Consider the following 23,569-nt stretch of genomic DNA (forward strand, 5'->3'; position numbering starts at 1 on the left):
AGAAATGGAAAAAGTATGAAGAATTGGAGAACGCTGCTTCTCGGTGTCGTCCTTGTGGCGAACACCTCTTTCGCGGCCCCACAAGTGGTCGATAAAGTTGCAGCCGTAGTGAATAACGGTGTGGTACTGGAAAGTGACGTTGACGGCATGATGCAGTCAGTGAAGAGCGGCGCCCAACAAGCAGGGCAACAACTTCCTGACGACAACACTCTGCGTCATCAAATTCTGGAACGTCTGATCATGGACCAGATCATGCTGCAGATGGGTCAGAAAATGGGCGTTAAAGTGACGGATGAGCAGCTTGATAAAGCTATTGCTGATATCGCTGCCCAGAACAAAATGAACATGGATCAGATGCGTAGTCGTCTGGCCTATGACGGAGTTAATTACAATTCTTACCGTGCACAGATCCGCAAAGAGATGACCATTTCGGAAGTGCGTAATAGTGAAGTTCGTCGTCGTGTATCTATTCTGCCGCAGGAGGTTGATTCCCTTGCGCAACAGGTTGGTAGCCAAAACGACAGCAGCACCGAACTTAACCTGAGCCACATCCTGATTCCATTGCCGGAAAACCCTACTTCTACTCAGGTAGACGATGCGGAAAAGCAAGCGCGTGACATCGTTTCACAAGCGCAAAATGGTGGCGATTTCGGAAAATTGGCAATCACCTACTCTGCTGACCAGCAAGCACTGAAAGGCGGTCAAATGGGTTGGGGTCGTATCCAGGAACTGCCAACTATTTTCGCTCAGGCATTAGGCACGGCGAAAAAAGGTGACGTAATCGGTCCGATTCGTTCAGGTGTTGGTTTCCATATCCTGAAAGTGAACGATCTGCGTGGCCAGAGCCAGAGCATTTCTGTGACTGAAGTTCATGCACGTCATATCTTACTGAAATCATCGCCAATCATGAGTGACGACCAAGCGCGAGCTAAGTTAAACCAGATTGCAGCTGATATTAAGAGTGGAAAAACGACCTTCGCTGCGGCAGCAAAATCCTTCTCTGAAGATCCAGGTTCAGCAAATCAGGGCGGTGACTTGGGTTGGGCTGCTACCGATATCTATGATCCTGCCTTCCGTGATGCACTGTCGAAAATGCATAAAGGTGAGTTGAGTGCACCGGTTCACTCCTCCTTCGGCTGGCACTTGATCGAACTTATGGATACTCGTAGCGTTGATAAGACTGATGCTGCGCAGAAAGACCGCGCGTATCGCATGCTATTCAACCGTAAGTTCTCTGAAGAAGCACAGACCTGGATGCAAGAACAACGCGCATCTGCTTATGTGAAAGTCATAGGTAGCAATGGCTAATATCCAACGTGTAGTCATCACTCCCGGCGAACCTGCCGGGATTGGTCCTGATCTGGTCATCGCGCTGGCACAGCGCGACTGGCCTGTCGAAGTGGTTGTCGCAGCGTCTCCCGAATTACTCCTGGAACGTGCAGCTCTTCTCGGTCTTCCTCTTCAGCTCATTCCTTACTCGCCTGACGCTCCTGCAAGCCCGCAAACTGCCGGAACACTCACCATACTGCCCATACCACTACGAGCACCAGTCAAACCGGGGTTGCTTGATGTGAAGAACGGTGAGTATGTGGTGGATATGCTGGCTCGGGCATGTGATGGTTGTATCAAGGGTGAATTTGCAGCGCTGATCACCGGGCCGGTACATAAAGGCATCATTAACGATGCTGGTATTCCCTTTATCGGGCATACCGAGTTTTTCGAAGAGCGATCGCACAGCGAAAAAGTCGTGATGATGCTGGCGACCGAAGAACTTCGCGTTGCGCTGGTGACGACACATCTGCCCCTTAAAGCCATTAGTGATGCGATAACGCCAGAATTATTACGCCAGATAATCACCATCCTGTATCATGACCTGCAAACCAAGTTTGGTATCGCGCAGCCGCATGTACTGGTTTGTGGCCTCAACCCCCATGCCGGGGAAGGTGGCCACATGGGTACTGAAGAAATTGATACCATCATTCCAGTACTAAATGAAATGCGCGGTCTTGGAATGAAGCTTTCTGGCCCGCTACCGGCAGATACGCTGTTTCAGCCTAAGTATCTCGATAACGCCGATGCAGTGCTGGCGATGTACCACGACCAGGGCTTACCTGTACTCAAATATCAGGGCTTTGGTCGAGCGGTAAATATCACGCTAGGCTTACCTTTTATCCGCACTTCGGTTGACCATGGCACCGCGCTAGATCTAGCCGGCCAGGGGAAAGCCGAGGTCGGCAGTTTTATTACGGCGCTTAATCTCGCCATCAAGATGATTGCTAATACTCAATGAATACTCGTGTCCACCAAGGCCATTTAGCCCGTAAACGTTTTGGACAAAACTTCCTTAATGACCAGTTCGTTATCGACAGTATTGTCTCTGCTATTAATCCACTGAAAGGCCAGGCGATGGTTGAAATCGGCCCCGGCCTTGGCGCATTAACCGAGCCTGTGGGTGAACGCCTTGATGAAATGACCGTCATCGAACTAGACCGTGATCTTGCAGCCCGTCTGCAAACGCACCCATTCCTGGCACCGAAGCTGACTATTTATCAGCAAGATGCCATGACAATGGATTTTGGAGAGCTGTCGCAAAAAATCGGTCAGCCGTTGCGCGTTTTTGGCAACCTGCCGTATAACATCTCCACGCCATTGATGTTCCATCTCTTTAGCTATACTGATGCCATTGCTGACATGCACTTTATGCTGCAAAAAGAGGTGGTAAATCGTTTAGTTGCTGGCCCTAACTGTAAAGCGTATGGTCGTTTATCAGTCATGGCGCAGTATTATTGCAATGTGATCCCAGTACTTGAAGTGCCACCAACGGCCTTCACACCGGCACCGAAAGTGGATTCTGCCGTCGTGCGCCTGGTGCCACATGCAGTAATACCGAACCCTGTTAAAGAGCTGCGTGTGTTAAGCCGCATCACCACTGAAGCCTTTAACAAGCGTCGCAAAACGATTCGTAACAGCCTTGGGCATCTGTTTAGTCCAGAGGTGATGGCGGAACTGGGAATCGACGCAACCCTACGCGCTGAGAACATCTCAGTCGCACAGTATTGCCAACTGGCAAACTATTTGGCTGACAATCCGCAGCAGCCAAAGGAGAGTTAACGATGTTAAATTCGCCCCGCGTATGCATTCAGGTACAAAGCGTTTATATCGAAGCGCAGTCCTCCCCGGAGAACGAACGTTTCGTCTTTGCTTACACTGTAACCATCCGTAACTTGGGGCGAACACCGGTGCAATTGCTTGGTCGTTATTGGCTTATCACCAATGGAAACGGCCATGAAACTGAAGTTCAGGGCGAGGGCGTGATTGGCGTCCAGCCGCATATTGAACCGGGCAACGAATATAGCTACACAAGCGGTGCGGTACTTGAAACACCGCTTGGCACCATGCAAGGCCATTACGAAATGGTCGACTCTCAGGGCGATGCTTTCCGTGTCGCTATTCCCGTATTCCGTCTGGCTATCCCAGCCTTTATTCACTGATACGATGTCTACATACCTGATTGGCGATGTTCATGGTTGTTACGATGAACTGGTAGCCCTGCTACAACAGGTTGAATTTACGCCTGGCAAAGATATTTTATGGCTTACGGGCGATCTCGTCGCGCGTGGACCCGGCTCGCTTGAAGTTCTGCGCTACGTACGTGGCCTTGGCGATAGCGTGCGTATTGTTCTCGGTAACCACGATCTGCATCTGCTGGCGGTTTATGCAGGCATTAGCCGTAATAAACCTAAAGATCGCGTTTCCCAATTGCTGGAAGCGCCAGATGCCGACGAACTGCTGAACTGGTTACGTCGCCAACCTTTGCTTCAGGTTGATGAAGATAAAAAACTGGTGATGGCGCATGCCGGGATTACGCCGCAGTGGGATTTGAATACTGCAATGGCCTGTGCGCGTGATGTTGAAGCCGTGCTTTCAAGCGACAGCTATCCATTATTCCTCGATGCAATGTATGGCGATATGCCTAACAATTGGTCGCCTGAACTTTCAGGGCTCGCTCGTCTGCGCTTTATTACCAATTCGCTGACCCGCATGCGTTATTGCTTCCCGAACGGGCAACTGGATATGTACTGCAAAGACACACCAGAAAGCGCTCCTGCGCCGCTTAAACCGTGGTTTGCTATTTCAGGGCCGGTTACCAATGAATACTCTGTTATCTTCGGGCACTGGGCATCACTGGAAGGTAAAGGCACACCAGAAGGGATTTACGGGCTGGATACAGGATGCTGCTGGGGTGGTGAGCTAACATGCCTACGCTGGGAAGATAAAAAATATTTCACCCAGCCATCGAATCGCCAGCAAGATGTTGGCGGTGGAGAAACGGCTATCGCTTCATAATAAAAACCCCGGTTATATCCGTCATAATTCAAGTTGCATGAGCGTTGGCTGCTCTCGTTCACCCCAGTCACTTACGTTAGTAAGTGACTGGGGATTCACTCCTTTGCCGCCTTCCTGCAACTCGAATTATTTTGGATATACTAGCTAACCGTTTTTTTCATTCTCAACGCCTTAACGACGTTCCAGTACTTCGAAGCAGTAGCCGTGCGAGTTGAGCTCGTCGGCGTCATGAAATTCGCTGAAGGTAGACTGCCATTCATCCGGGTCGTAATCTGGGAAGTGCGTGTCCCCTTCCACTTCCGCATCAATATGCGTCAGATACAGGCGCTGTGCTTTCGGCAGGAACTGTTCGTAAACACGCCCACCGCCAATCACCATAATCTCTTCCGCATCGCCACAGGCTTTAATGGCATCTTCTACGGATGAAACCCACTCAACGCGATCGTCGGTGCCGGGCTTGCTGCTAATGACGATATTCTTGCGACCAGGAAGAGGACGACCAATCGATTCCCAGGTCAAACGCCCCATGATGACAGGTTTATTGAGCGTAGTACGTTTAAACCATGCCAGATCGGCAGGGATATCCCAGGGCATGGCGTTTTCCATGCCAATTACACGATCTACCGCTAATGCAGCAATCAGACTGATCATTCTATTAACCCAAGGGTGGTGAAAAAATTGCCGCCACTATACGGAAAGCGCATTCTTTCGTCGACTATCCGCAAGCCTGTCCGTAAGAATTTTTTTATTCTGCGACTGTAAACCTGTAACGCATTGCTTCCTGATACAGCAGGAACAATGAGTTAGCTTAAAATTGCCAGAAGGAACGTAAAAAATTCTTAACTGTGGAAGACCATCCACTATAAGTTTACGTGATAGCTGCGTTATAGTTGTCGCAGTTCACACTTTTCCTCTATTTTGCCGGATAAAACCATGCTGGAAACCACGCTTTTTGTCGCCACAATTGCCACTTTGGGGATGCTCTCTCCTGGGCCTGATTTCTTTCTGGTCATTAAGAATGCCGCCCGCTATTCACGCACTGCGGCAATGATGACCTCGCTGGGCGTCATCAGCGGCGTGGCAACTCACATGACTTATTGTGTTGCGGGTTTAGCGGTGGTTATTACCACCACGCCATGGTTATTTGACCTGTTGAAATATGCCGGGGCCGCTTATCTGATCTGGATTGGTTTCCAGGCATTACTCGCACGCGGCAGCAGTAAAATGGATGTCAGCAATGTTGAGCGCCAACAAACGACCCTTAAGAAAGCCTTTTTACAGGGCTATTTGTGCAACCTGCTGAACCCCAAAGCGACCCTATTCTTCCTTTCTGTTTTCACCCAGGTATTGAACGTGAATTCGGGGACCATGGAAAAACTTTGGTACGCCGGAGTTATTCTGATGCTGTCCGTGGTCTGGTGGCCTCTGTTGGTCGTGTTAATCCAAAGCGAGCCTGTTCGTCGCGGCCTGGCTAAGGCACAGAAAATTGTCGATAAACTGCTGGGTGGAATGTTGATTGCGCTAGGGATTAAAGTAGCTTTGAGCTGACTTTTGCTCAAACCAATAGATTTAAAAAAGCTCCCAAATTTGGGAGCTTTTTAGTTATTCCGGTTTCACTGGCGGCTCATCGGCCTGTATCCCCGAATGAAGCCCTTCTTCCGTCCCCTGCCAGCCGTGGCGCTGAATCACATTCAGATGTGTACGATCTTCGTTAATCACCTCAGTCAGCATGGCACTGGTGCGTTTGAGCACATCGGCTCGCGCCGACCAGTCTGGAGCCGGAACCATCTCTTCAACCATCTGCGTATTAAAACGTCGGAAGTGATCGGCTCGCTCACGCGCTTCGTAGCTGCCAACGCCCAGGCCTTCCAGTGCCCGGCGCCCCACTTTTAATGCGCCTTCGAATGTTTCACGCTCTGGTTGTTCAACACCCAACTGCCGCAGGCGAATGAAGTGGTCAAGATCGCGTGCTCGCGCAATCACTTTCAGATGCGGGAAATGTTCCTGCACCAGCTCTGCAAGTTGCATATTGGCATCAGGATCATCGATAGCATTGATCAGCACTTCAGCTTTTGCAGCCCCGGCGGACTCCAGTAAATCCACGCGTGTTGCATCACCATAAAAGACTTTGGTGCCAAACTTACGCAGCGTTTCAATATGGTCTGGGTCGTGATCAAGAACGACCATTTTTACCCCGCTGGTGAGTAACAAACGGCCGGAAATCTGCCCGAAACGACCGAAGCCTGCGATAATCACTCGCGGCTGTTCTTCATCGATTTCGTCCGCTTCTCGCGCCTGCTCTTTACCCGACTTCTCCAGGCGGTTGAGCAATACCAGCAGTAGCGGCGTTGCCGCCATTGATAGCGCAACAGCAAGGGTCAGAGATTTCGCCCAACTGTCATCTAACACCTCAGCCATTCTTGCTGTACCAAAAATCACGAAAGCAAATTCACTACCTTGTCCCAGCAAAACAGCAAACCAGCGCCGTTGTTTACGCGGCACATTGAGCGGTTTTGCCACAATCCAGAGCGTAATGATTTTGATCGCCAGGAATCCGAACAGCAGCGCGATAATCCGCAGCGGATTCTCAAGCAACGTACCGAAATCTATCGACATGCCCACACCGATAAAGAACAACCCGAGCAGCAAACCTTTGAACGGTTCGATATCACTTTCCAGAGCATGGCGATACTCGGAACTTGCCAGTAACACACCGGCAAGAAACGCTCCCATCGCCATCGAAAGCCCAGCTTCTTCAAGCAATAAGCCAAAACCAAACACCATAAACAGCGCCATGGCGCTGAAGACTTCACGCAGGCCGGAACGCGCAACGAACCGCAGCAACGGGCGCGTCACATAGCGGCCCAGCAATATAACGATGGCCAATGCACCAACCACTTTCAGAGCTGAAATGGAAAATGCAGCCAGGGTCGTAGTCGCACCGCTACTGGCTAATAACGGAATCATCGCCACCAGCGGGATTGCTGCGATATCCTGGAATAACAGCACGGCGAACGCGCTGCGCCCCATTTGCGAAACTGTCAGGTTACGCTCGTTCATGGCTTGCATAGCGATGGCGGTAGAAGAAAGCGCCAGCGTCAGGCCGATTAAAACCGCCACCTGCCAACGCAGCCCTAAGAACATGCAGAACAAGCCGAGCAGCAAACCACACGCCACCATTTGCAGGGCACCTCCGCCAAACACCGAGGCGCGTAGCGTCCACAAGCGACGAGGGTCAAGCTCCAGACCAATCACAAATAACATCAACACCACGCCGATCTCCGCAAAATGCAGAATAGTTTCGGCATCGGTAACCAGACGTAATCCCCACGGGCCGATAATGCACCCGGCAATCAGGTAGCCAAGCACCGAACCTAATCCTAGGCGCACCGCAATCGGCACAATGATCGCGGCGGAGCCGAGATAAATCAGCGCCTGAATCATGCTGTGACTATCCATGGTTCGCCTCCCGCCAGTCGAGTAACCGTTGTTTATATTGCTCGGCCTGAACTTCGAGCGTGTTCTCATCACAAACGAAAGTGAAATGAACGGTGAAATGCGGCAGCCAGTTCATGCCACAGTAAAGCGCGGTCCCCTGCAAGGGTTGCCCAAGCACATCAAAGCCTGGATGGTCACCCAGATTAAAGTGGTTATCGCCACCGCCAGTAGTTACCGCCCACATGACGTTTTTTCCGTGTAGTGCCTTACCGCCATGCCCGTAGGCCCAGCCGTGAGCAAGGACTTTGTCGATCCACAGTTTCATTAATGGCGGAGTGCTGTACCACTGCATCGGGTGCTGCCAGATAACCAAATCTGCGCGGCTTAATGCTTCCTGCTCGGCGGCAATATCAATGTTGAAATCGGGGTATAACTCATAGAGGGAGCGCACTTCTACATCGGGCAAAAGCGAGGCTTGCTCAAGCATTTTTCGGTTTGCGTGAGAGTGTTGCGGGTAAGGGTGTGAATAAATAATTAAAATCATCAATTAGCCTGTTGTTTTACCGCATTCTTTTCTCAAAGAGTGTAGTCAGTAATTCAACAGGCTAATAGTCATAATTCCAGTCGGGCTAAGTGGGAAGTCTAGAATTAATTATCCAGTTCGCCCATCGATTTAACCTGATCGCGGTTGATCTGCTCAGTCTTGCCGGACTCCGCATTTTTGTAAGAAACCAGGCCAGTCTCGTCATCAACCTGTGGCTTACCATCTGTGACAATGGTTTTGCCATCTGTGGTTTTTACCGCCTGGTTAGATGAACAGCCTGCTACGGTCAGCAACGTTGCGGTAGCGAATAAGGACGCCAGTAGAATTTTGTTTTTCATGTTGTTCTCCCTGTTTGTAGTCATTTCTCATCTTCAGACTAAAAACATTAGCAGGATTTTCCGGCTTCGCTGGAAAATACAGAACACTCTGAAGGCATCCCGGTGCGGACAATAAGCGAAAAAAAACCCGCCGAGGCGGGTTTAGAAAGCTTTACGAAGCGATTACTTAGTGATTTGCGCGTGCATTTCCTGCACTGAAATCACTTTTTCTGTCGCGTCAGAGTTCAGCGCCATCGCGGTAGCAAAACCACCGTTCAGCGTGGTGTCGTAGTGCACTTTGTATTGCAGTGCGCTGCGGCGAATGAGCTTGGAATCCTCAATTGCCTGACGGCCAGCCGTGGTGTTGATGATGTAGGTGTATTCGCCATTCTTGATACGGTCCTGAATGTGCGGACGACCTTCATGCACCTTGTTCACCAGACGCGGGTTAATACCTGCTTCACCCAACACAACCGCAGTACCGTGGGTTGCGTCCAGTTCGAAGCCCTGCTTCAGCAATTTAGCCGCCAGGTCTACCACACGTTTTTTGTCACCTTCGCGAACAGACAGCAGTGCGCGGCCTGGTTTACGCATGGTGGACTGGCTGCCCAGCATTGCTTTGGAGAAAGCTTCTGCGAAGGTGCGGCCAACGCCCATGACTTCACCGGTTGAGCGCATTTCTGGCCCTAACAGTGGGTCAACGCCCGGGAATTTGTTGAACGGCAACACCACTTCTTTTACGGAGTAGTACGGTGGGATGATTTCTTTGGTCATGCCCTGCTGTACAAGGGTTTGCCCAACCATCACGCGCGCCGCTACTTTAGCCAGCGCCATGCCGGTTGCTTTAGAGACAAACGGTACAGTACGCGCTGCACGTGGGTTAACTTCAATCAGGTAGACTTCGTTATCTTTCACCGCAAACTGCACGTTCATCAAACCGCGAACTTGCAGTTCGAAAGCCAGTTTCTGCACCTGCTGGCGCATCACGTCCTGGATTTCCTGGCTCAGCGTGTAAGCTGGCAATGAACATGCGGAGTCACCGGAGTGAACGCCTGCCTGTTCGATGTGTTCCATAATGCCGCCAATCAGCACGGTTTCACCGTCGCAAATTGCGTCAACATCCACTTCTACCGCATCGTCGAGGAAGCGGTCGAGCAGCACTGGCGCGTCGTTTGAAACGCTAACCGCTGTCTGGAAGTAACGGCGCAAATCGACTTCGTCATAGACGATTTCCATCGCGCGGCCACCCAGAACGTAGGATGGACGCACAACCAGCGGGTAACCAATGTGTGCCGCTTTCTCTACCGCCATTTCGATGGCGGTGACGGTGGCGTTGGCAGGCTGTTTCAGCTTCAGGCGGTCAACAGCGTGCTGGAAACGCTCACGGTCTTCTGCACGGTCGATGGCATCCGGGCTGGTGCCGATAATCGGTACGCCAGCTGCTTCCAGTTCACGAGCCAGTTTCAGCGGAGTCTGGCCGCCGTACTGCACGATAACGCCTTTTGGTTTCTCAACGCGGACAATTTCCAGCACGTCTTCGAGGGTTACAGGCTCGAAGTACAGGCGGTCAGAAGTGTCGTAGTCGGTAGAAACGGTTTCCGGGTTACAGTTAACCATGATGGTTTCGTAACCATCTTCACGTAGCGCAAGGGATGCGTGAACGCAGCAGTAGTCGAACTCGATACCCTGGCCGATACGGTTCGGGCCGCCACCCAACACCATGATTTTGTCACGGTCGTTGTTCGGGTTAGCTTCGCACTCGTCTTCATACGTGGAGTACATATACGCGGTATCGGTTGAGAACTCCGCCGCACAGGTATCAACACGCTTATAAACCGGGTGTAATTTGTATTGCTCACGCAGTTTGCGGATTTCAGATTCGCGAACGCCAGCCAGTTTAGCCAGACGCGCATCAGCAAAACCTTTACGCTTGAGGAAGCGCAGGAAGTCGTGAGTCAGGCCAGTAATGCCAATCTCTTCGACTTTCTCTTCCAGACGCACCAGCTCTTCAATCTGTACCAGGAACCAGCGGTCAATGTTGGTCAGGTTGAACACGCCATCAACAGACATGCCCGCGCGGAATGCATCAGCAACGTACCAGATACGCTCAGCACCAGCGTCTTTCAGCTCGCGGCGAATTTTGGTCAGCGCTTCAGGGTCATCAAGATTCACTTTCGGGTCAAAACCGGTTGCGCCCACTTCCAGGCCGCGCAACGCTTTTTGCAGTGATTCCTGTTGTGTGCGACCAATCGCCATCACTTCACCCACAGATTTCATCTGCGTGGTCAGACGGTCGTTAGCGCCGACGAACTTCTCGAAGTTAAAACGAGGAATTTTAGTCACAACGTAGTCGATAGACGGTTCAAACGACGCAGGCGTTTTGCCGCCGGTGATGTCGTTCATCAGCTCATCGAGGGTGTAACCAACTGCCAGTTTCGCAGCAACTTTCGCAATCGGGAAGCCGGTTGCTTTAGAAGCCAGCGCCGAAGAACGCGACACGCGCGGGTTCATCTCGATAACAATCAGACGGCCAGTTTTCGGGTTGACCGAGAACTGCACGTTAGAACCGCCCGTTTCTACGCCGATTTCACGCAGCACCGCCATCGAGGCGTTACGCATGATTTGGTATTCTTTGTCGGTCAGCGTTTGCGCTGGCGCAACAGTGATGGAGTCACCGGTGTGGATACCCATCGGGTCAAGGTTTTCGATAGAGCAAACGATGATGCAGTTGTCGTTTTTATCACGCACAACTTCCATTTCGTACTCTTTCCAGCCGATCAAGGATTCATCAATCAGCAGCTCTTTGGTTGGCGAAAGATCCAGACCACGCTCGCAGATTTCTTCGAATTCTTCACGGTTGTAAGCGATACCGCCGCCGCTGCCACCCATGGTGAATGAAGGGCGGATAATGCACGGATAACCCACGTCAGCCGCAACAGCCAGCGCTTCTTCCATATTGTGTGCAATGCCAGAACGCGCAGTATCAAGGCCGATTTTTTTCATCGCTACGTCGAAACGGCGGCGGTCTTCAGCTTTATCAATCGCATCAGCGGTCGCACCAATCATGGTGACGCCGAATTCAGCCAGCACGCCCTCACGTTCCAGTTCCAGCGCACAGTTCAGCGCAGTCTGGCCGCCCATGGTTGGCAGAACCGCATCCGGGCGCTCTTTCTCAATGATTTTGCGCACCACTTCCCAGTGAATCGGCTCGATGTAAGTCGCATCGGCCATTTCCGGATCGGTCATAATTGTTGCAGGGTTGGAGTTCACCAGAATGACACGGTAACCCTCTTCACGCAGCGCTTTACACGCCTGAGCACCGGAGTAGTCGAACTCGCACGCCTGGCCGATAACAATTGGACCTGCGCCGAGGATCAGGATGCTTTTTATATCTGTACGTTTTGGCATTTTATTTAGCTCCTGATACTTACTTGCTATTAAGAGTGGCGGTAGAACGGTATTGCTTAATCAATTCGATAAAGTGGTCAAACAGTGGTGCCGCATCGTGTGGACCCGGGCTTGCTTCAGGGTGGCCCTGGAAACTAAATGCCGCTTTATCGGTACGATGGATGCCTTGCAGCGTGCCATCGAACAGTGACTTATGGGTCACGCGCAGGTTCGCCGGAAGTGTTGATTCCTCTACCGCAAAACCGTGGTTCTGAGCAGTAATCATCACGCAATCGCGATCCAAATCTTTAACCGGGTGGTTACCACCGTGGTGACCAAACTTCATCTTCACGGTTTTCGCGCCGCTTGCCAGAGCCAGCAACTGGTGGCCTAAGCAGATACCGAATACCGGCACGTCGGTTTCCAGGAAGGATTTGATTGCGCTGATAGCGTAATCACATGGTGCCGGGTCACCTGGGCCGTTAGATAAGAAGATGCCGTCTGGATTCATCTTCAACACATCTTCAGCTGATGTTTGCGCCGGAACCACCGTCAGGCGGCAGCCGCGGTCAACCAACATGCGCAAAATGTTGCGCTTCACGCCGTAATCGTAGGCGACGACATGGAACGGTAAATCTTCTTCTTTAGCCGCTTCAGGCAACTCGCCTTCAAGTGTCCAGCTCCCCTGCTGCCAAGCGTAAGCTTCCTGAGTGGTCACTTCTTTCGCCAGATCCATACCATTAAGGCCAGGGAAGGCTTTTGCTTTCTCAAGAGCCAGAGTGGCATCCAGGTTATCACCGGCGATGATGCAGCCGTTCTGTGCACCTTTCTCACGCAGGATTCGGGTCAGCTTACGGGTATCGATATCGGCGATGGCCACAATGTTATGGCGCTTAAGATAGGAAGAAAGGTCTTCGGTATTGCGGTAGTTGCTGGCAATCAGTGGTAGGTCACGGATAACGAGGCCTTGCGCATGTACCTGGGAGGATTCTTCGTCAGCAGCATTAGTGCCGACATTTCCGATATGAGGATAAGTAAGAGTGACAATCTGGCGGGAGTAGGAAGGATCAGTGAGGATTTCTTGATAACCGGTCAAAGAGGTGTTGAAAACGACTTCCCCAATGGCCGAACCCGATGCCCCAATGGCCCGACCGTGGAATTGGGTTCCGTCTTCCAGAACCAATATTGCTGACTTAATCAAAACGCCCTCCAGGGAATAAACAGTCAATTTATTTGCATATTAATTCAAAACGAATTCAGGAATCAATGCAAAACAGCCTGTCATTTGGATTTTTGACAAACGGCGGCATTCTAGTGAGCGGCCGGGGAAAAGTCTACCATAAGCGCAACTTTTTATGTGTTTTTTAGCGATCTGATGTGAAAAAGAGGAATTGACCGGTGAAATCAACAGCTAACTTACGGTGCGTAATCGGTTGCGGGCCTGGATGAATGGGAATCTGATTGCAAGAAGGTAAAAGGTGGACCAAATGGTCAAAAATGATAAAGAAACAATGATTAACGGGTCATAAAGGTACAATTACAAGCATTACAAACAAATAATTAAAACAAACAACAAAAATTACATTAAATAAAAAGGGCAATAAAATATTGCCCTATCAATCAAGTAATTACGATTGAAATAACCACATCACGATGGGTAATAACGACTACAAACTATTAAGATCAAGGACATCACGCATGTCATAAAGACCACTTTTCATAGCACTCAGCCATAATGCAGACTTAACTGCACCATTTGCAAAAGTCATACGACTGGATGCTTTATGGCTGATTTCAATACGCTCGCCGATGTCCGCAAACATCGCCGTATGTTCACCAATAATGTCGCCTGCACGCACTGTGGCAAAACCAATAGTGCCTGGAACGCGCTCGCCGGTGTACCCTTCACGGGAATAGACCGCACACTCTTTTAAGTCTTTATCCATCGCATGAGCAATAGCCTCGCCCATCGCCAGAGCGGTACCCGATGGAGCATCAACTTTGTGACGATGATGCGCTTCGATGATTTCGATATCGGTATAGTCGCCCATCACTTTTGCAGCTTTTTCCAACAGCTTGAGCATCACGTTCACACCAACGCTAAAGTTGGCGGCAAAGACAATTGGGATCTGTGTTGAAGCGTCAGTAATCGCCTGTTTGCCCGCATCATCAAAACCCGTCGTCCCAATAACCATGCCCTTACCGTGTTGGCGGCAGAAAGCCAGATGGTTCAGCGTGCCTTCAGGACGAGTGAAATCGATAAAGACATCGAAGTCGTTGACCACGGCATCCAGACTGTCGCTCACGATAACGCCTGTTTTCGCTACACCGGCTAATTCACCTGCATCACTACCAACCAGGGATGACCCTGTACGCTCAAGTGCTGCACCGAGTTTGATGCCATCCAGCTGTAATGCAGCCTGAATCAGTTGTCGCCCCATGCGACCACCCGCACCCGCGATTGCTACACGGACTTGTGATCCATCCATATTCACTCTCTTTTCTATATTAATCTGCATATATAACGTTCTCAGGTTAACCAGCCCGCTCACAAGCCGCCACTCGAAAACACCGATAATAAGAAATTTATGACAAAACGCTGAAGTTATCAGTAAAACCCATCATTCACCTGATAATCAAAAGGTTTTAAATCACCCATTATGCAAACCCACATGACTCCCGCACCACTAGCGTTGGAGGCAGGATGATACGTTTTGGGGGCTCATCGTTACCCTGAATACGGCTAAATAACAGCTCTCCAGCTTTGCGACCAATCTCTTTAGCGGCGACCGAAACTGTCGTCAGCGCCGGCTGAACCAAAGATGCCTCGGTAATATCGTCAAAACCTACAAGCGCGAAGTCGATGCCTGGCTGGCGTCCCATTTTACGCAGTGTCTGCATGACGCCGAGTGCCACAATATCCTGATAACAGACAGCGGCCGTGATTTCCGGATACTGCCGGAATAGCTCTTCAGCCACGCGGGCACCATCACTTTGACTCGCGAGCGATGAAACCACCCATTCACTTTTCGGCTGGATACGGTGCTCTAGCAGTTTGCTGCTGTAGCCGCCGATACGCTGTGCACGGCTAATAGAATTTTCACTACCGCCGATAAATGCAATGTTGCGATGCCCAAGACGTAACAGATGCTGTGTCGCCAACTGAGTGCCCAAAAAGTTATCGGTGCCGACAAAATCGAAGTCCACATCGTCCATGGGGCGCACCACCATAATCGCCGGAATATTACGGCGCTTCAGGGTTTCGAAAAATATCGATGGCGTTTCCCGTGCCGCGCACAACACCATGCCGCAGGCGTTATTGCGCATCAGAGAATCGACAAATTTTTGCTGGCGCTCGCCGGACTCTTCACTGTTTGCCAAAAATAGCAGCAGATCGTGACGTTCCATTTCCTGGCTTAGCCCGGCAGTCATTTCACCGTAAAAAGGGTTGGTAATATCGTGCAGCAGCAGTCCGACCTGATTACTGGTGCGATTGCGTAAATTGGCTGCCGTTTGGTTATACACGTACCCCAGGTCATCCAGAGCTTTCAGCACACGGGTTCGAGTGGCGTCAGAAATTCTGCCTCGGTTACGCAACACCATTGAAACGGTAGCAGTTGAAACTTCCGCCTGCTTTGCGACTTTGGCAAGGGTTACGGTGCTCATTAGCACTCCTTGGTATTTAGCAATTATTCTCAGATTAATCGAATAACCAAAAAAATGCATTTCTCCATGTGAAAGCCATCACAGATAACTCAACTTCAGGCGACATCTTGCTAAAAGTGGCGGGTTAATCGCGTTTACCACCCTGTTCAAAGTCGGTTAATCGATTAATCTTAATTTATCAAGAACAGGGAGAAGAATATGCATCCGGCATCATACGATAAGTATCCCGAAGTCAGCGTTTCGGGATTTGACCATCACGCATGGCAGGGTTGGCCCGCAATCCAACAAGCTGTCAGTAAGCAACTTGCTCGCTCGGGAAAAACCGTGTTGGTTATTGACTGCTACCCAGGCGTTCAACTCGAAGAGATTCACGCGCAACTCATTGCACAACTCAACCCAACACTCACCATTAATGCCGAATCTGCGCGCTTAAGTGAACAACATCTGCATGATTTGCTGGCACGCAACCTGACGGATGACCGGGTGTTTGGCGTACTCTCATGCCATGAATTAAATGAGTTTCTTTGCCCGGAAAAACTCGCCGCCGCACAGCTAGAGGTCGCTGAAATAACCGAAGGATTGGTAGTGGTTTACGGCCCGGGAGCAGCACTTATTCATTCAGGGGATGTTCTGGTGTATGCGGATCTGGCGCGCTGGGAAATCCAGCAGCGTTTTCGCCGTGGTGAACTAGGCAACTGGGGCGCGAATAATACAGATGAAGATATTCTGCGCCGCTACAAACGCGCGTTTTTCATTGAGTGGCGTGTGTTTGATCGTCATAAAACGCCGCTTCTGAAACGTGCAGATTTCCTACTCGATACCAATGCCGAACAACCAGCAATGGTCAGCGGTGAAGCGCTACGCTACGCGCTGCAACAAACCACGCAACAACCGTTCCGCGTAGTGCCATTCTTCGACCCAGGAGTCTGGGGCGGTCAATGGATGAAAGACAAATTCGATCTCGATCCCTCAAAACCAAATTACGCATGGTGTTTTGACTGTGTGCCCGAGGAGAACAGCCTGTTACTGCGTTTTGGTGATGTGCGGATCGAGATCCCCTCTCAGGATCTGGTATTGCTCTACCCTCGCCCGTTGCTTGGCGAGCGTGTGCATGCCCGTTTTGGTGCGGAATTCCCGATCCGCTTCGACTTCCTCGATACCATCGGCGGGCAGAATTTAAGCTTCCAGGTTCACCCGATTACCGAATACATCCAGCAGCATTTCGGCATGCATTACACCCAGGATGAGAGCTATTACATGCTGGAAGCAGAGCCTGGTGCGGAAGTGTATCTGGGGACCAAAACCGGTATTAATCCACAGGAAATGCTCGACGATCTTGCGAGTGCGCAGCGGGGTGAAAAAGCTTTTGATGATGAGAAATTCGTTAACCGTTTCCCGGCACGTAAACACGATCACTTCCTGATCCCGGCAGGTACCGTTCACTGCTCTGGATCCGGTGCAATGGTGCTGGAGATCAGCGCAACGCCGTATATTTTCACTTTCAAATTGTGGGATTGGGGCCGCCTCGGTTTGGATGGTCTACCACGTCCGGTACATCTGGAACATGGCGCGCAAGTGATTGACTGGCAACGTGATACGCAATGGGTCACCGAGCATCTGGTGAATCATTTCGAGCCTATCGCGGAAGGTGATGGCTGGCGCGAAGAACGTACGGGTCTACATGAACGTGAGTTTATCGAAACCCGCCGCCACTGGTTTACACAGCCAGTCACGCACCACACTCATGGTGGCGTGAACGTACTGAATCTGGTGGAAGGCAGTGAAGCGCTGGTTGAAAGCCCGAGCGGCGCATTCGAACCCTTTGTGGTGCATTACGCCGAAACCTTCATTGTTCCAGCGGCAGTCGGCGAATATCGCATTTCCCCATATGGCAGCGGTGTAGGTCAACAGCTCGCCACCATGAAAGCCTGGGTAAGAGGATAACAAGATGATTAACGTAATTCTGGCAACACATGGCTCGCTTGCCGAAGCACTACTGGCCGGTAGCAAAATGGTTTATGGCGAATTGCCGCATGTATTCCCGGTGATGCTCACTGAGAACAAGGGCATCAATAGTTTTGGCGATGAGTTTGCCGCGGTGCTGAAACAGGCCGCCAAAGATGCTGATGGTGTGCTGGTGTTGTGCGATTTGCAAAGCGGCACGCCGTGGAATATCGCCTGCCATCATGCGTTCGATCCGCAAACGCAGCCGCCAATGGCGGTGTTGGGAGGTGTTAATTTCCCGATGCTATTGCTAAGCGATGAAATAAAAGATCTGACCGATGTCGCCCAAGCAGCAGCGGTTTTACTGGAAGAGTCGCGCGACTCGCTGGTTCAGGCCCAACTGGCTGAAACCACACAATCTGATGATTTCTAAGGGGCAGCGATGAGTATTTCTTTTGTACGCATTGACGATCGGGTGATCCACGGCCAGTTGATCACCCGCTGGGCAAAGGAGTTGCCGTGCGATGGGATCATCGCCATTGATGACGCTGTTGCCGCCGATCCGTTGTTGTCTTCGGTGATGAAAGGTGCGGTGCAGGACACCAAAGTCTGGTTGTTTGATACCGCCACCGCGATTGAAAAACTGCCGAAGATCATCGCCAGTGAGAAGCACTATTTCGTGATTGGTAAATCTCCGGTGACGCTTAAACGCATTGAAGAAGCCGGTATCAGCCTGCAAAACAGCAATAAGAAAATCAACGTTGGTCCGATGAGCGCACGAGCCACTACCACCACCATTGGCCCGAATCAGTCTGTGAATCCCGAAGAGATAGCGGCGTTCGACTATCTCTCGCAGCACGGGCACCAGATTGAATTTCGACTGGTACCCGATGCCAGCAGTTACAGCTGGCAAGATGCTCGACAAAAACTCAAATAAAGGAGTGCATTATGGCTTTCGAAGCAGCTCTAATCGGCATTCTCTGTTACCTCGGTGCGCTTAGTAGCCCATGGCTACTGGGGTTGACTGGCGGCTGGTATCTGATTACCCGCCCACTGGTTTCAGGGATGCTGGTAGGTTTTATTCTCGGCGATGTGCAAACCGGGATTATCATCGGCGTGGCGGTTCAGGCCGTGTATATCGCCATGGTAACCCCCGGTGGTTCTATGCCTGCGGATCTCAACTTTGTGGCCTTCCCGGCCATTGCACTGGGTATTCTTTCCAATAAAGGCCCTGAAGTGGCTGTAGCGTTAGCTGCCACTATAGGTATTGCGGGCACCGTGTTATTCAACGCCATGATGGTGCTCAATTCTTGGTGGAACCACCGTGCGGATATCGCGCTGGAAAAGGGCGACGAGCGCGGCGTGTATCTCAACAGCGCTATCTGGCCGCAAGCCACCAACTTCCTGATGCGTTTTATTCCAACGTTTATCGCGGTCTATTTCGGCGCGCAGTATATCAACGCCTTTATGGACAGCCTGCCGCACATCGTTCTTTCCACTATGAACGTGCTCGGCGGGATTCTGCCAGCTGTCGGTATCGCCATTCTGCTTAAACAAATCATCAAGAATTACAGCATGTTGATTTACTTCCTTGTGGGGTTTATCTGCATTGTTTTCCTGAAGCTAAATATGGTGGCGCTGGTGATTGTCGGCGCGTTGCTGGCACTGATTCACTACAACTACAAACCTGAGCCACAGGCTGAACGTACAGCCTCCACGCCCGCTGATGATGAGGATGAATTCTGATGGAAGAACGTAAACTCACTCGCCAGGATCTGCGCCGTTGCTGGCGTAGTTGGATGATGTACAACCTCTCCTCAATGAGCTTTGAGCGCCTGGAGTCATTCGGCTTTTGCTTGAGTATGTTGCCGGTGGCGAAAAAGCTCTATCCCGATGATGAACAACGCAAAGAGATGCTCAAACGCCACGCGTCGTTCTATAACACCGAGCCGCAGTTGGGTGCGATAGTCAACGGCATGGTGCTGGGTCTTGAGGAGAAGCGCGCCAACGGTGAGCCAATCGACGGCGAAACTATCAACACCCTGAAAGTGGGACTGATGGGGCCAGTGGCTGGGATTGGCGATTCAATGATTCCAGGGATGTTAATCCCGATTCTGCTCAGTATCGGGATGGCGCTGGCGGCGGGAGGGAATATTCTAGGGCCACTGTTTTACTGCGTGGCGTGGCTGGCGATTATTATTCCTGGCTCGTGGTTCCTGTTCCTGAAAGGCTACCGCATGGGATCGACGTCCGTTGAGATGCTGGTGAGCAGCAAATCGACTCGCCTGCGTGAAGCGCTATCGTTGCTCGGCGTATTCGTGATGGGTGGCGTGGCGGCAAGTTACGTGAAGCTCGGCACCGGACTTGAATTTGTCACCAAAGACGGCGTGAATATTCATGTGCAACAAATGTTGGACGGGATTTTCCCGAATTTATTGCCATTGTTGGTGGTGATTGGTACCTGGTATTTGATGGCAAAACGCGGCGTGTCACCGGTGAAAGCGATGTTGCTGTTATTAGTGTTAGCGGCAGTAGGCGTAGCAGTGGGGTTGTTCTCTTAAAAAAACGGTGGATGACGCTTACGCCTATCCACCGTACAACACCAAGCCCGAAGGTCGGATTAGCGTGAGCGACATCCGACTCTTTTAAGGATGGAAACCCACCCACTTCTGGCTCATCATTCCTGGCTTTGAGATAAATTGAAAACGCGCGGGATCATCAATAAATTGTTGATATAGCGGCTCATCGGTAATCCCAAATTCGGTATAGCTGCGTGGTGAAGTCACCTGCAAACGCCCCGGCATATAGCGACGGTTATGCTGCCAGGCAATATGCTCATCCTGCAATAGTGGATACCACGCCAGCCCTTTGTATGCCCGCACGGCTTCGTATTCAAATCCATATTCCCGGTCGCACCAGGCACCAAATGTCAGCGGTTCATCAGGTGAAGCTGAGATCGTGGCATGCGCCCAACCCGGCGGCACCAGCACTTTTTCGCCAGGCCCGGCCACGATTGCAAAGCAGCGCCCCGGATCGTCGGAAACATATTCCTGCATGTAAATAATCGCTTTACCCTGCCAGATTTCATATAACTCTGGCGGCGACCAGCCACTGTGCGCACTAATCCGATGAATATGCCCCTGGCTGCGGACAGGTTCATCGCCCAACCGCCCGGAAGCGTAAGTCACCACGCCAAACAGTAACATCCGTTTTTTAAGTTCTTCTCTGTCCTGCAATCGAGCAACATCCATGACGATCGCATAAACATCTTCCGGCCCCTGGCACAAAGGATCACGCAATGAAGCACGGATCTGATCGAGTTTACGGATCTCCGGCACTGGCCCAATTACCTCTTCGCCGTAGCTAAAACCCATTGGCTGGTGATGGACCTGCATATCCAGTCCGAAATTGAGGAGCGGCTCAGCCATTTTGCACCTCCTTCGCCTGAATTTTGCCATCCTGCTCTATAACGCGTAGCGCAAAGCCCTTTGCCAACGAGGCATAGTCATGCCCGGCAATGGTTGGCCAGACTGCCAGTGCTGAGAGAATTTCCGTTCCGGTGTTGATTAGACGATGTGCTGTAAAACCTGGAATGATGTGGACAGAGCCAGCGAAGACTTGCTCCAGCCTCGTCTCACCCTGCTCAGTTTGCAGTAGCAACAGGCCACTTCCACGCAGGCCAAAGTAAACCTCACCTTGCTCGCGCCGTTGATGAAAATGCCCTCTGGTCATGTAAAATTCGTCGCCAACACGCCCCGGATTCAGATGCGTGGTTCCCACATAAAGCTCGCCGTCACCTTGCGCTGAACTCAGCATTTCAACCTGGTAAATTGGCGTTTCTGAAGAGATCGCCCGCCAGGCAGTTTGATCGTGAAATATGCCAGCCAGATCCCCGCTATGCGTGACCTTAGTAATGATATTTTCAGCCGTGAAATGGCCGTTAGCGAACGCCACACCTGGTGGCATAAAGAAAGGAATAGTCATGTTGTTTCTCCGGCCCAAGGAGAACTGCAAAATTAGCATAGCAGGTTAATCGATTAACCGTTTAATCAGACCGGAGAAAGTCGATCTATGTCGCGCAAATTCTCAGGGTGCCAACGCCAGGACTTGCGCCACCCATGCCTGAAAACCATCGACATCCAAATCCAGCGCAACCTGAGCATTGGGTTGCCGTTCAAAGCGCCCTTCGATATCCACAACAGTCGTGCCAGAAGTGAATTCTCCGTGGATTTCAACAGCCACAAAACAAGGCTTCACAACGAACAACTCAGGCTTCACCAACCAGGCAATGGCGCATAAATCATGCATCCGCAAACCTGTCACCATGCTGCCGCTGCGGTAATGACTAAATAGCGCGTGTAGCATTTTTCCGGTTTGGTTAAGAGATGGGAGCTGCTCTAAATATGCAGGGCTTAACATCGCTTTATTGGTGACATCCAGGCCGCACATCACAATTTCCAGCCCACTTTCGAACACTCGTGCTGCAGCTTCTGGATCAATGGCGATATTAAACTCGGCGTTTGGTGTGAAGTTGCCGCGCCCCGCCGATCCGCCCATGATCACCAGCCGTTTGATCTTCGCTTTGCATTGCGGGTATTGCGTGAGCAACAGCGCAATATTGGTCAACGGCCCGATGGCCACCAGCGTGATAGCTTCAGGGCTTGCGTTCAGGCATTCATAAATAGCCTGAAAAGCGGGTTTATCCAGCGGCTGGCGTTGGTGGTCGACAAATGCATAACCTTCCATGCCGGACTCGCCGTGCACGTAGGCCGCATCGCGCAATTTACGCACCAGCGGCGTGGCTGCCCCTTGAGCAACAGGAATATCTTTGTGCCAGAAGTGCATCAGTTGCAGCGCGTTGCGGGTCGTTTTCTCGACGCTGACATTGCCTGCGACCGTGGTCAGCAACTTCAAATCAAGCTGCGGGGCAAAAAGTGCAGCGGCAATAGCTACGGCGTCGTCGATGCCAGGGTCGGTATCGAGAATGATTGGAGTTCTACTCATACATTGCTCTCTTATCTTTTAAGTACATACGGTGCGATTACGGCGCGATTAGCTTACTATGTAGCTCATTTCCATGTTTAGTCACGACCGAGAAAGTGTAATGAAAGTCCCACAGACAAATATTTCTGAATCTGTCACCCAGCATCTTGCACGCCGTATCATGCATGGCGATCTCGCGCCGGGGCTTTCTTTACCAGGTGAAAACGAACTGGCCGTGGAGTATGAAGTCTCCCGCACTTCAGTACGCAACGCCCTCCAGGTACTTGCCGCAAAAGGGCTTATCTCCATTCAGGCCAAAAAACGCAGCACGGTAAATAATCGTGAACAGTGGAGTCTGTTGGATATTGATGTTCTGGGGTGGCTTGCCGAAGGTGAAGTTGACCTGAAACTGGTTGAACAACTGATTGTGACACGCCTGATTTTCGAGCCAAATGTGGCAACACTCGCAGCATTAAACGCCAACGGACATGATTTGGCAGCGATGGAAGACGCACTCCAGTTGATGCGTAAAGGTCAGGTTGAAGCGCAAAGAGCCTTATTTGAAGAAGGTGATCTGGCATTTCACCATGCGCTGCTGCGTGCTACTCATAATCCTTTCTTACTGGCTCTCGGTAATGCGCTTTCCGCAGCCATGGAACTGTCTTTCAAACAGACGATTGAGAAAGATGTTCGCCAGACCAAAGCCGCCGTTGATGATCACTTTCAACTGTTTGATGCTATTCGCCTTAAACAAGTCGAGACTGCCCGCCAGCAAATGCGCACCATCTTGTTGAATGCGGCCAAAAAACGCATCTGGCAAGATCGTCCGGAAATGTTCGACCACATTATTTGATCCTCTCCTGATGTAATTTCGATCTCTCTCACAGATTGTGGGTGTTTTTTGCTCTAGCATTCTTGTATTACAAGATTACATGGTTTGTAT

Annotated in this window: 23 protein-coding genes; 12 read left to right on the top strand and 11 right to left on the bottom strand. The window is 51.0% G+C overall.

Annotation, left to right across the window (positions count from 1 at the left end):
- Nucleotides 1–15 precede the first annotated feature (15 nt).
- Genes surA through apaH form a run of 5 tightly spaced genes read left to right on the top strand, consistent with a single transcriptional unit; the run spans nucleotide 16 to nucleotide 4,347 of the window.
- Nucleotides 16–1,308 (top strand): peptidylprolyl isomerase SurA, encoded by a 1,293-nt coding sequence (gene surA, locus M977_RS07700; protein WP_064513744.1) that lies wholly within the window; start codon nucleotides 16–18, stop codon nucleotides 1,306–1,308.
- Nucleotides 1,301–2,290, top strand: coding sequence for a 4-hydroxythreonine-4-phosphate dehydrogenase PdxA (gene pdxA / locus M977_RS07705; protein ID WP_064513746.1), 990 nt, complete (start codon nucleotides 1,301–1,303; stop codon nucleotides 2,288–2,290). The genes surA and pdxA overlap by 8 nt, the downstream gene beginning before the upstream one ends.
- Entirely contained in the window at nucleotides 2,287–3,111 is an 825-nt protein-coding gene (rsmA, locus tag M977_RS07710; RefSeq protein ID WP_064513749.1) for a 16S rRNA (adenine(1518)-N(6)/adenine(1519)-N(6))-dimethyltransferase RsmA, read from the top strand. The genes pdxA and rsmA overlap by 4 nt, the downstream gene beginning before the upstream one ends.
- A 2-nt stretch (nucleotides 3,112–3,113) precedes the next feature.
- On the top strand, nucleotides 3,114–3,491 hold the full coding sequence (gene apaG / locus M977_RS07715; protein ID WP_034459334.1) for a Co2+/Mg2+ efflux protein ApaG: 378 nt from the start codon (nucleotides 3,114–3,116) through the stop codon (nucleotides 3,489–3,491).
- 4 nt (nucleotides 3,492–3,495) lie between these two features.
- The gene (gene apaH / locus M977_RS07720) at nucleotides 3,496–4,347 is read left to right on the top strand and encodes a bis(5'-nucleosyl)-tetraphosphatase (symmetrical) ApaH (protein ID WP_064513751.1); all 852 of its coding nucleotides are present in this window, start codon (nucleotides 3,496–3,498) and stop codon (nucleotides 4,345–4,347) included.
- 171 nt (nucleotides 4,348–4,518) lie between these two features.
- Here the strand turns inward: apaH and folA are convergent, their stop codons facing one another.
- The gene (folA, locus tag M977_RS07725; protein ID WP_064513752.1) at nucleotides 4,519–4,998 is read right to left on the bottom strand and encodes a type 3 dihydrofolate reductase; all 480 of its coding nucleotides are present in this window, start codon (nucleotides 4,996–4,998) and stop codon (nucleotides 4,519–4,521) included.
- 282 nt (nucleotides 4,999–5,280) lie between these two features.
- Between folA and M977_RS07730 the strand changes: the two genes are divergently transcribed.
- Nucleotides 5,281–5,895 (top strand): LysE family transporter, encoded by a 615-nt coding sequence (locus M977_RS07730; RefSeq protein WP_064513754.1) that lies wholly within the window; start codon nucleotides 5,281–5,283, stop codon nucleotides 5,893–5,895.
- A gap of 54 nt (nucleotides 5,896–5,949) precedes the next feature.
- On the opposite strand, the gene kefC is transcribed toward M977_RS07730, so the two are convergent.
- The 7 genes from kefC to M977_RS07765 form a co-directional block, all read right to left on the bottom strand.
- Nucleotides 5,950–7,806: a glutathione-regulated potassium-efflux system protein KefC gene (gene kefC / locus M977_RS07735; protein ID WP_064513755.1), complete on the bottom strand. Its 1,857-nt coding sequence runs from the start codon at nucleotides 7,804–7,806 to the stop codon at nucleotides 5,950–5,952.
- Entirely contained in the window at nucleotides 7,799–8,329 is a 531-nt protein-coding gene (gene kefF, locus M977_RS07740; RefSeq protein ID WP_064513756.1) for a glutathione-regulated potassium-efflux system oxidoreductase KefF, read from the bottom strand. Before kefF ends, kefC begins: the two co-directional genes overlap by 8 nt.
- A gap of 104 nt (nucleotides 8,330–8,433) precedes the next feature.
- On the bottom strand, nucleotides 8,434–8,667 hold the full coding sequence (locus M977_RS07745; protein WP_064513757.1) for a YgdI/YgdR family lipoprotein: 234 nt from the start codon (nucleotides 8,665–8,667) through the stop codon (nucleotides 8,434–8,436).
- A gap of 162 nt (nucleotides 8,668–8,829) precedes the next feature.
- A complete protein-coding gene (gene carB, locus M977_RS07750; RefSeq protein ID WP_064513758.1) occupies nucleotides 8,830–12,054 on the bottom strand; it encodes a carbamoyl-phosphate synthase large subunit in 3,225 nt (1,074 codons plus the stop codon).
- A gap of 19 nt (nucleotides 12,055–12,073) precedes the next feature.
- Entirely contained in the window at nucleotides 12,074–13,234 is a 1,161-nt protein-coding gene (gene carA / locus M977_RS07755) for a glutamine-hydrolyzing carbamoyl-phosphate synthase small subunit (protein WP_064513760.1), read from the bottom strand.
- Between the two features lie 466 nt (nucleotides 13,235–13,700).
- A complete protein-coding gene (dapB, locus tag M977_RS07760; protein ID WP_064513762.1) occupies nucleotides 13,701–14,522 on the bottom strand; it encodes a 4-hydroxy-tetrahydrodipicolinate reductase in 822 nt (273 codons plus the stop codon).
- Nucleotides 14,523–14,691: 169 nt separating this feature from the next.
- Nucleotides 14,692–15,699 carry a LacI family DNA-binding transcriptional regulator gene (locus M977_RS07765; protein WP_064513763.1) on the bottom strand — a complete coding sequence of 336 codons (1,008 nt, stop codon included), beginning with the start codon at nucleotides 15,697–15,699 and terminating at the stop codon, nucleotides 14,692–14,694.
- A 198-nt stretch (nucleotides 15,700–15,897) separates the two neighbouring features.
- Between M977_RS07765 and M977_RS07770 the strand changes: the two genes are divergently transcribed.
- From M977_RS07770 to M977_RS07790, 5 genes are read left to right on the top strand one after another with little or no spacing between them, the layout of a single operon-like run.
- Entirely contained in the window at nucleotides 15,898–17,643 is a 1,746-nt protein-coding gene (locus tag M977_RS07770; protein ID WP_064513766.1) for a class I mannose-6-phosphate isomerase, read from the top strand.
- A gap of 4 nt (nucleotides 17,644–17,647) precedes the next feature.
- Nucleotides 17,648–18,076 (top strand): PTS sugar transporter subunit IIA, encoded by a 429-nt coding sequence (locus M977_RS07775; protein ID WP_064513769.1) that lies wholly within the window; start codon nucleotides 17,648–17,650, stop codon nucleotides 18,074–18,076.
- A gap of 9 nt (nucleotides 18,077–18,085) precedes the next feature.
- Nucleotides 18,086–18,580: a PTS sugar transporter subunit IIB gene (locus M977_RS07780; RefSeq protein WP_064513771.1), complete on the top strand. Its 495-nt coding sequence runs from the start codon at nucleotides 18,086–18,088 to the stop codon at nucleotides 18,578–18,580.
- 11 nt (nucleotides 18,581–18,591) lie between these two features.
- The gene (locus tag M977_RS07785) at nucleotides 18,592–19,389 is read left to right on the top strand and encodes a PTS mannose/fructose/sorbose/N-acetylgalactosamine transporter subunit IIC (RefSeq protein ID WP_064513773.1); all 798 of its coding nucleotides are present in this window, start codon (nucleotides 18,592–18,594) and stop codon (nucleotides 19,387–19,389) included.
- Nucleotides 19,389–20,204: a PTS system mannose/fructose/sorbose family transporter subunit IID gene (locus M977_RS07790; protein ID WP_034459364.1), complete on the top strand. Its 816-nt coding sequence runs from the start codon at nucleotides 19,389–19,391 to the stop codon at nucleotides 20,202–20,204. The genes M977_RS07785 and M977_RS07790 overlap by 1 nt, the downstream gene beginning before the upstream one ends.
- Before the next feature lie 84 nt (nucleotides 20,205–20,288).
- Here M977_RS07790 and M977_RS07795 read toward each other — a convergent pair whose 3' ends face one another.
- The 3 genes from M977_RS07795 to rihC form a co-directional block, all read right to left on the bottom strand.
- On the bottom strand, nucleotides 20,289–21,071 hold the full coding sequence (locus M977_RS07795; protein ID WP_064513777.1) for a glucose-6-phosphate isomerase family protein: 783 nt from the start codon (nucleotides 21,069–21,071) through the stop codon (nucleotides 20,289–20,291).
- Nucleotides 21,064–21,627, bottom strand: a complete 564-nt coding sequence (locus M977_RS07800; protein WP_064513778.1) for a glucose-6-phosphate isomerase family protein — start codon at nucleotides 21,625–21,627, stop codon at nucleotides 21,064–21,066. The genes M977_RS07795 and M977_RS07800 overlap by 8 nt, the downstream gene beginning before the upstream one ends.
- A 102-nt stretch (nucleotides 21,628–21,729) precedes the next feature.
- The gene (gene rihC / locus M977_RS07805; protein WP_064513781.1) at nucleotides 21,730–22,647 is read right to left on the bottom strand and encodes a ribonucleoside hydrolase RihC; all 918 of its coding nucleotides are present in this window, start codon (nucleotides 22,645–22,647) and stop codon (nucleotides 21,730–21,732) included.
- Between the two features lie 100 nt (nucleotides 22,648–22,747).
- Between rihC and M977_RS07810 the strand changes: the two genes are divergently transcribed.
- A complete protein-coding gene (locus tag M977_RS07810; RefSeq protein WP_064513783.1) occupies nucleotides 22,748–23,479 on the top strand; it encodes a FadR/GntR family transcriptional regulator in 732 nt (243 codons plus the stop codon).
- Nucleotides 23,480–23,569: the final 90 nt, after the last annotated feature.

The sequence above is a fragment of the Buttiauxella gaviniae ATCC 51604 genome (genome assembly GCF_001654835.1).
GTDB classification, from domain to species: domain Bacteria; phylum Pseudomonadota; class Gammaproteobacteria; order Enterobacterales; family Enterobacteriaceae; genus Buttiauxella; species Buttiauxella gaviniae.

What these genes read in the sequence shown, in the direction of transcription:
- surA (WP_064513744.1), top strand. Translation starts at nt 16, where the DNA reads ATGAAGAATTGGAGAACGCTGCTTCTCGGTGTCGTCCTTGTGGCGAAC.
- pdxA (WP_064513746.1), top strand. Translation starts at nt 1,301, where the DNA reads ATGGCTAATATCCAACGTGTAGTCATCACTCCCGGCGAACCTGCCGGG.
- rsmA (WP_064513749.1), top strand. Translation starts at nt 2,287, where the DNA reads ATGAATACTCGTGTCCACCAAGGCCATTTAGCCCGTAAACGTTTTGGA.
- apaG (WP_034459334.1), top strand. Translation starts at nt 3,114, where the DNA reads ATGTTAAATTCGCCCCGCGTATGCATTCAGGTACAAAGCGTTTATATC.
- apaH (WP_064513751.1), top strand. Translation starts at nt 3,496, where the DNA reads ATGTCTACATACCTGATTGGCGATGTTCATGGTTGTTACGATGAACTG.
- folA (WP_064513752.1), bottom strand. Translation starts at nt 4,998, where the DNA reads ATGATCAGTCTGATTGCTGCATTAGCGGTAGATCGTGTAATTGGCATG.
- M977_RS07730 (WP_064513754.1), top strand. Translation starts at nt 5,281, where the DNA reads ATGCTGGAAACCACGCTTTTTGTCGCCACAATTGCCACTTTGGGGATG.
- kefC (WP_064513755.1), bottom strand. Translation starts at nt 7,806, where the DNA reads ATGGATAGTCACAGCATGATTCAGGCGCTGATTTATCTCGGCTCCGCC.
- kefF (WP_064513756.1), bottom strand. Translation starts at nt 8,329, where the DNA reads ATGATTTTAATTATTTATTCACACCCTTACCCGCAACACTCTCACGCA.
- M977_RS07745 (WP_064513757.1), bottom strand. Translation starts at nt 8,667, where the DNA reads ATGAAAAACAAAATTCTACTGGCGTCCTTATTCGCTACCGCAACGTTG.
- carB (WP_064513758.1), bottom strand. Translation starts at nt 12,054, where the DNA reads ATGCCAAAACGTACAGATATAAAAAGCATCCTGATCCTCGGCGCAGGT.
- dapB (WP_064513762.1), bottom strand. Translation starts at nt 14,522, where the DNA reads ATGGATGGATCACAAGTCCGTGTAGCAATCGCGGGTGCGGGTGGTCGC.
- M977_RS07765 (WP_064513763.1), bottom strand. Translation starts at nt 15,699, where the DNA reads ATGAGCACCGTAACCCTTGCCAAAGTCGCAAAGCAGGCGGAAGTTTCA.
- M977_RS07770 (WP_064513766.1), top strand. Translation starts at nt 15,898, where the DNA reads ATGCATCCGGCATCATACGATAAGTATCCCGAAGTCAGCGTTTCGGGA.
- M977_RS07775 (WP_064513769.1), top strand. Translation starts at nt 17,648, where the DNA reads ATGATTAACGTAATTCTGGCAACACATGGCTCGCTTGCCGAAGCACTA.
- M977_RS07780 (WP_064513771.1), top strand. Translation starts at nt 18,086, where the DNA reads ATGAGTATTTCTTTTGTACGCATTGACGATCGGGTGATCCACGGCCAG.
- M977_RS07785 (WP_064513773.1), top strand. Translation starts at nt 18,592, where the DNA reads ATGGCTTTCGAAGCAGCTCTAATCGGCATTCTCTGTTACCTCGGTGCG.
- M977_RS07790 (WP_034459364.1), top strand. Translation starts at nt 19,389, where the DNA reads ATGGAAGAACGTAAACTCACTCGCCAGGATCTGCGCCGTTGCTGGCGT.
- M977_RS07795 (WP_064513777.1), bottom strand. Translation starts at nt 21,071, where the DNA reads ATGGCTGAGCCGCTCCTCAATTTCGGACTGGATATGCAGGTCCATCAC.
- M977_RS07800 (WP_064513778.1), bottom strand. Translation starts at nt 21,627, where the DNA reads ATGACTATTCCTTTCTTTATGCCACCAGGTGTGGCGTTCGCTAACGGC.
- rihC (WP_064513781.1), bottom strand. Translation starts at nt 22,647, where the DNA reads ATGAGTAGAACTCCAATCATTCTCGATACCGACCCTGGCATCGACGAC.
- M977_RS07810 (WP_064513783.1), top strand. Translation starts at nt 22,748, where the DNA reads ATGAAAGTCCCACAGACAAATATTTCTGAATCTGTCACCCAGCATCTT.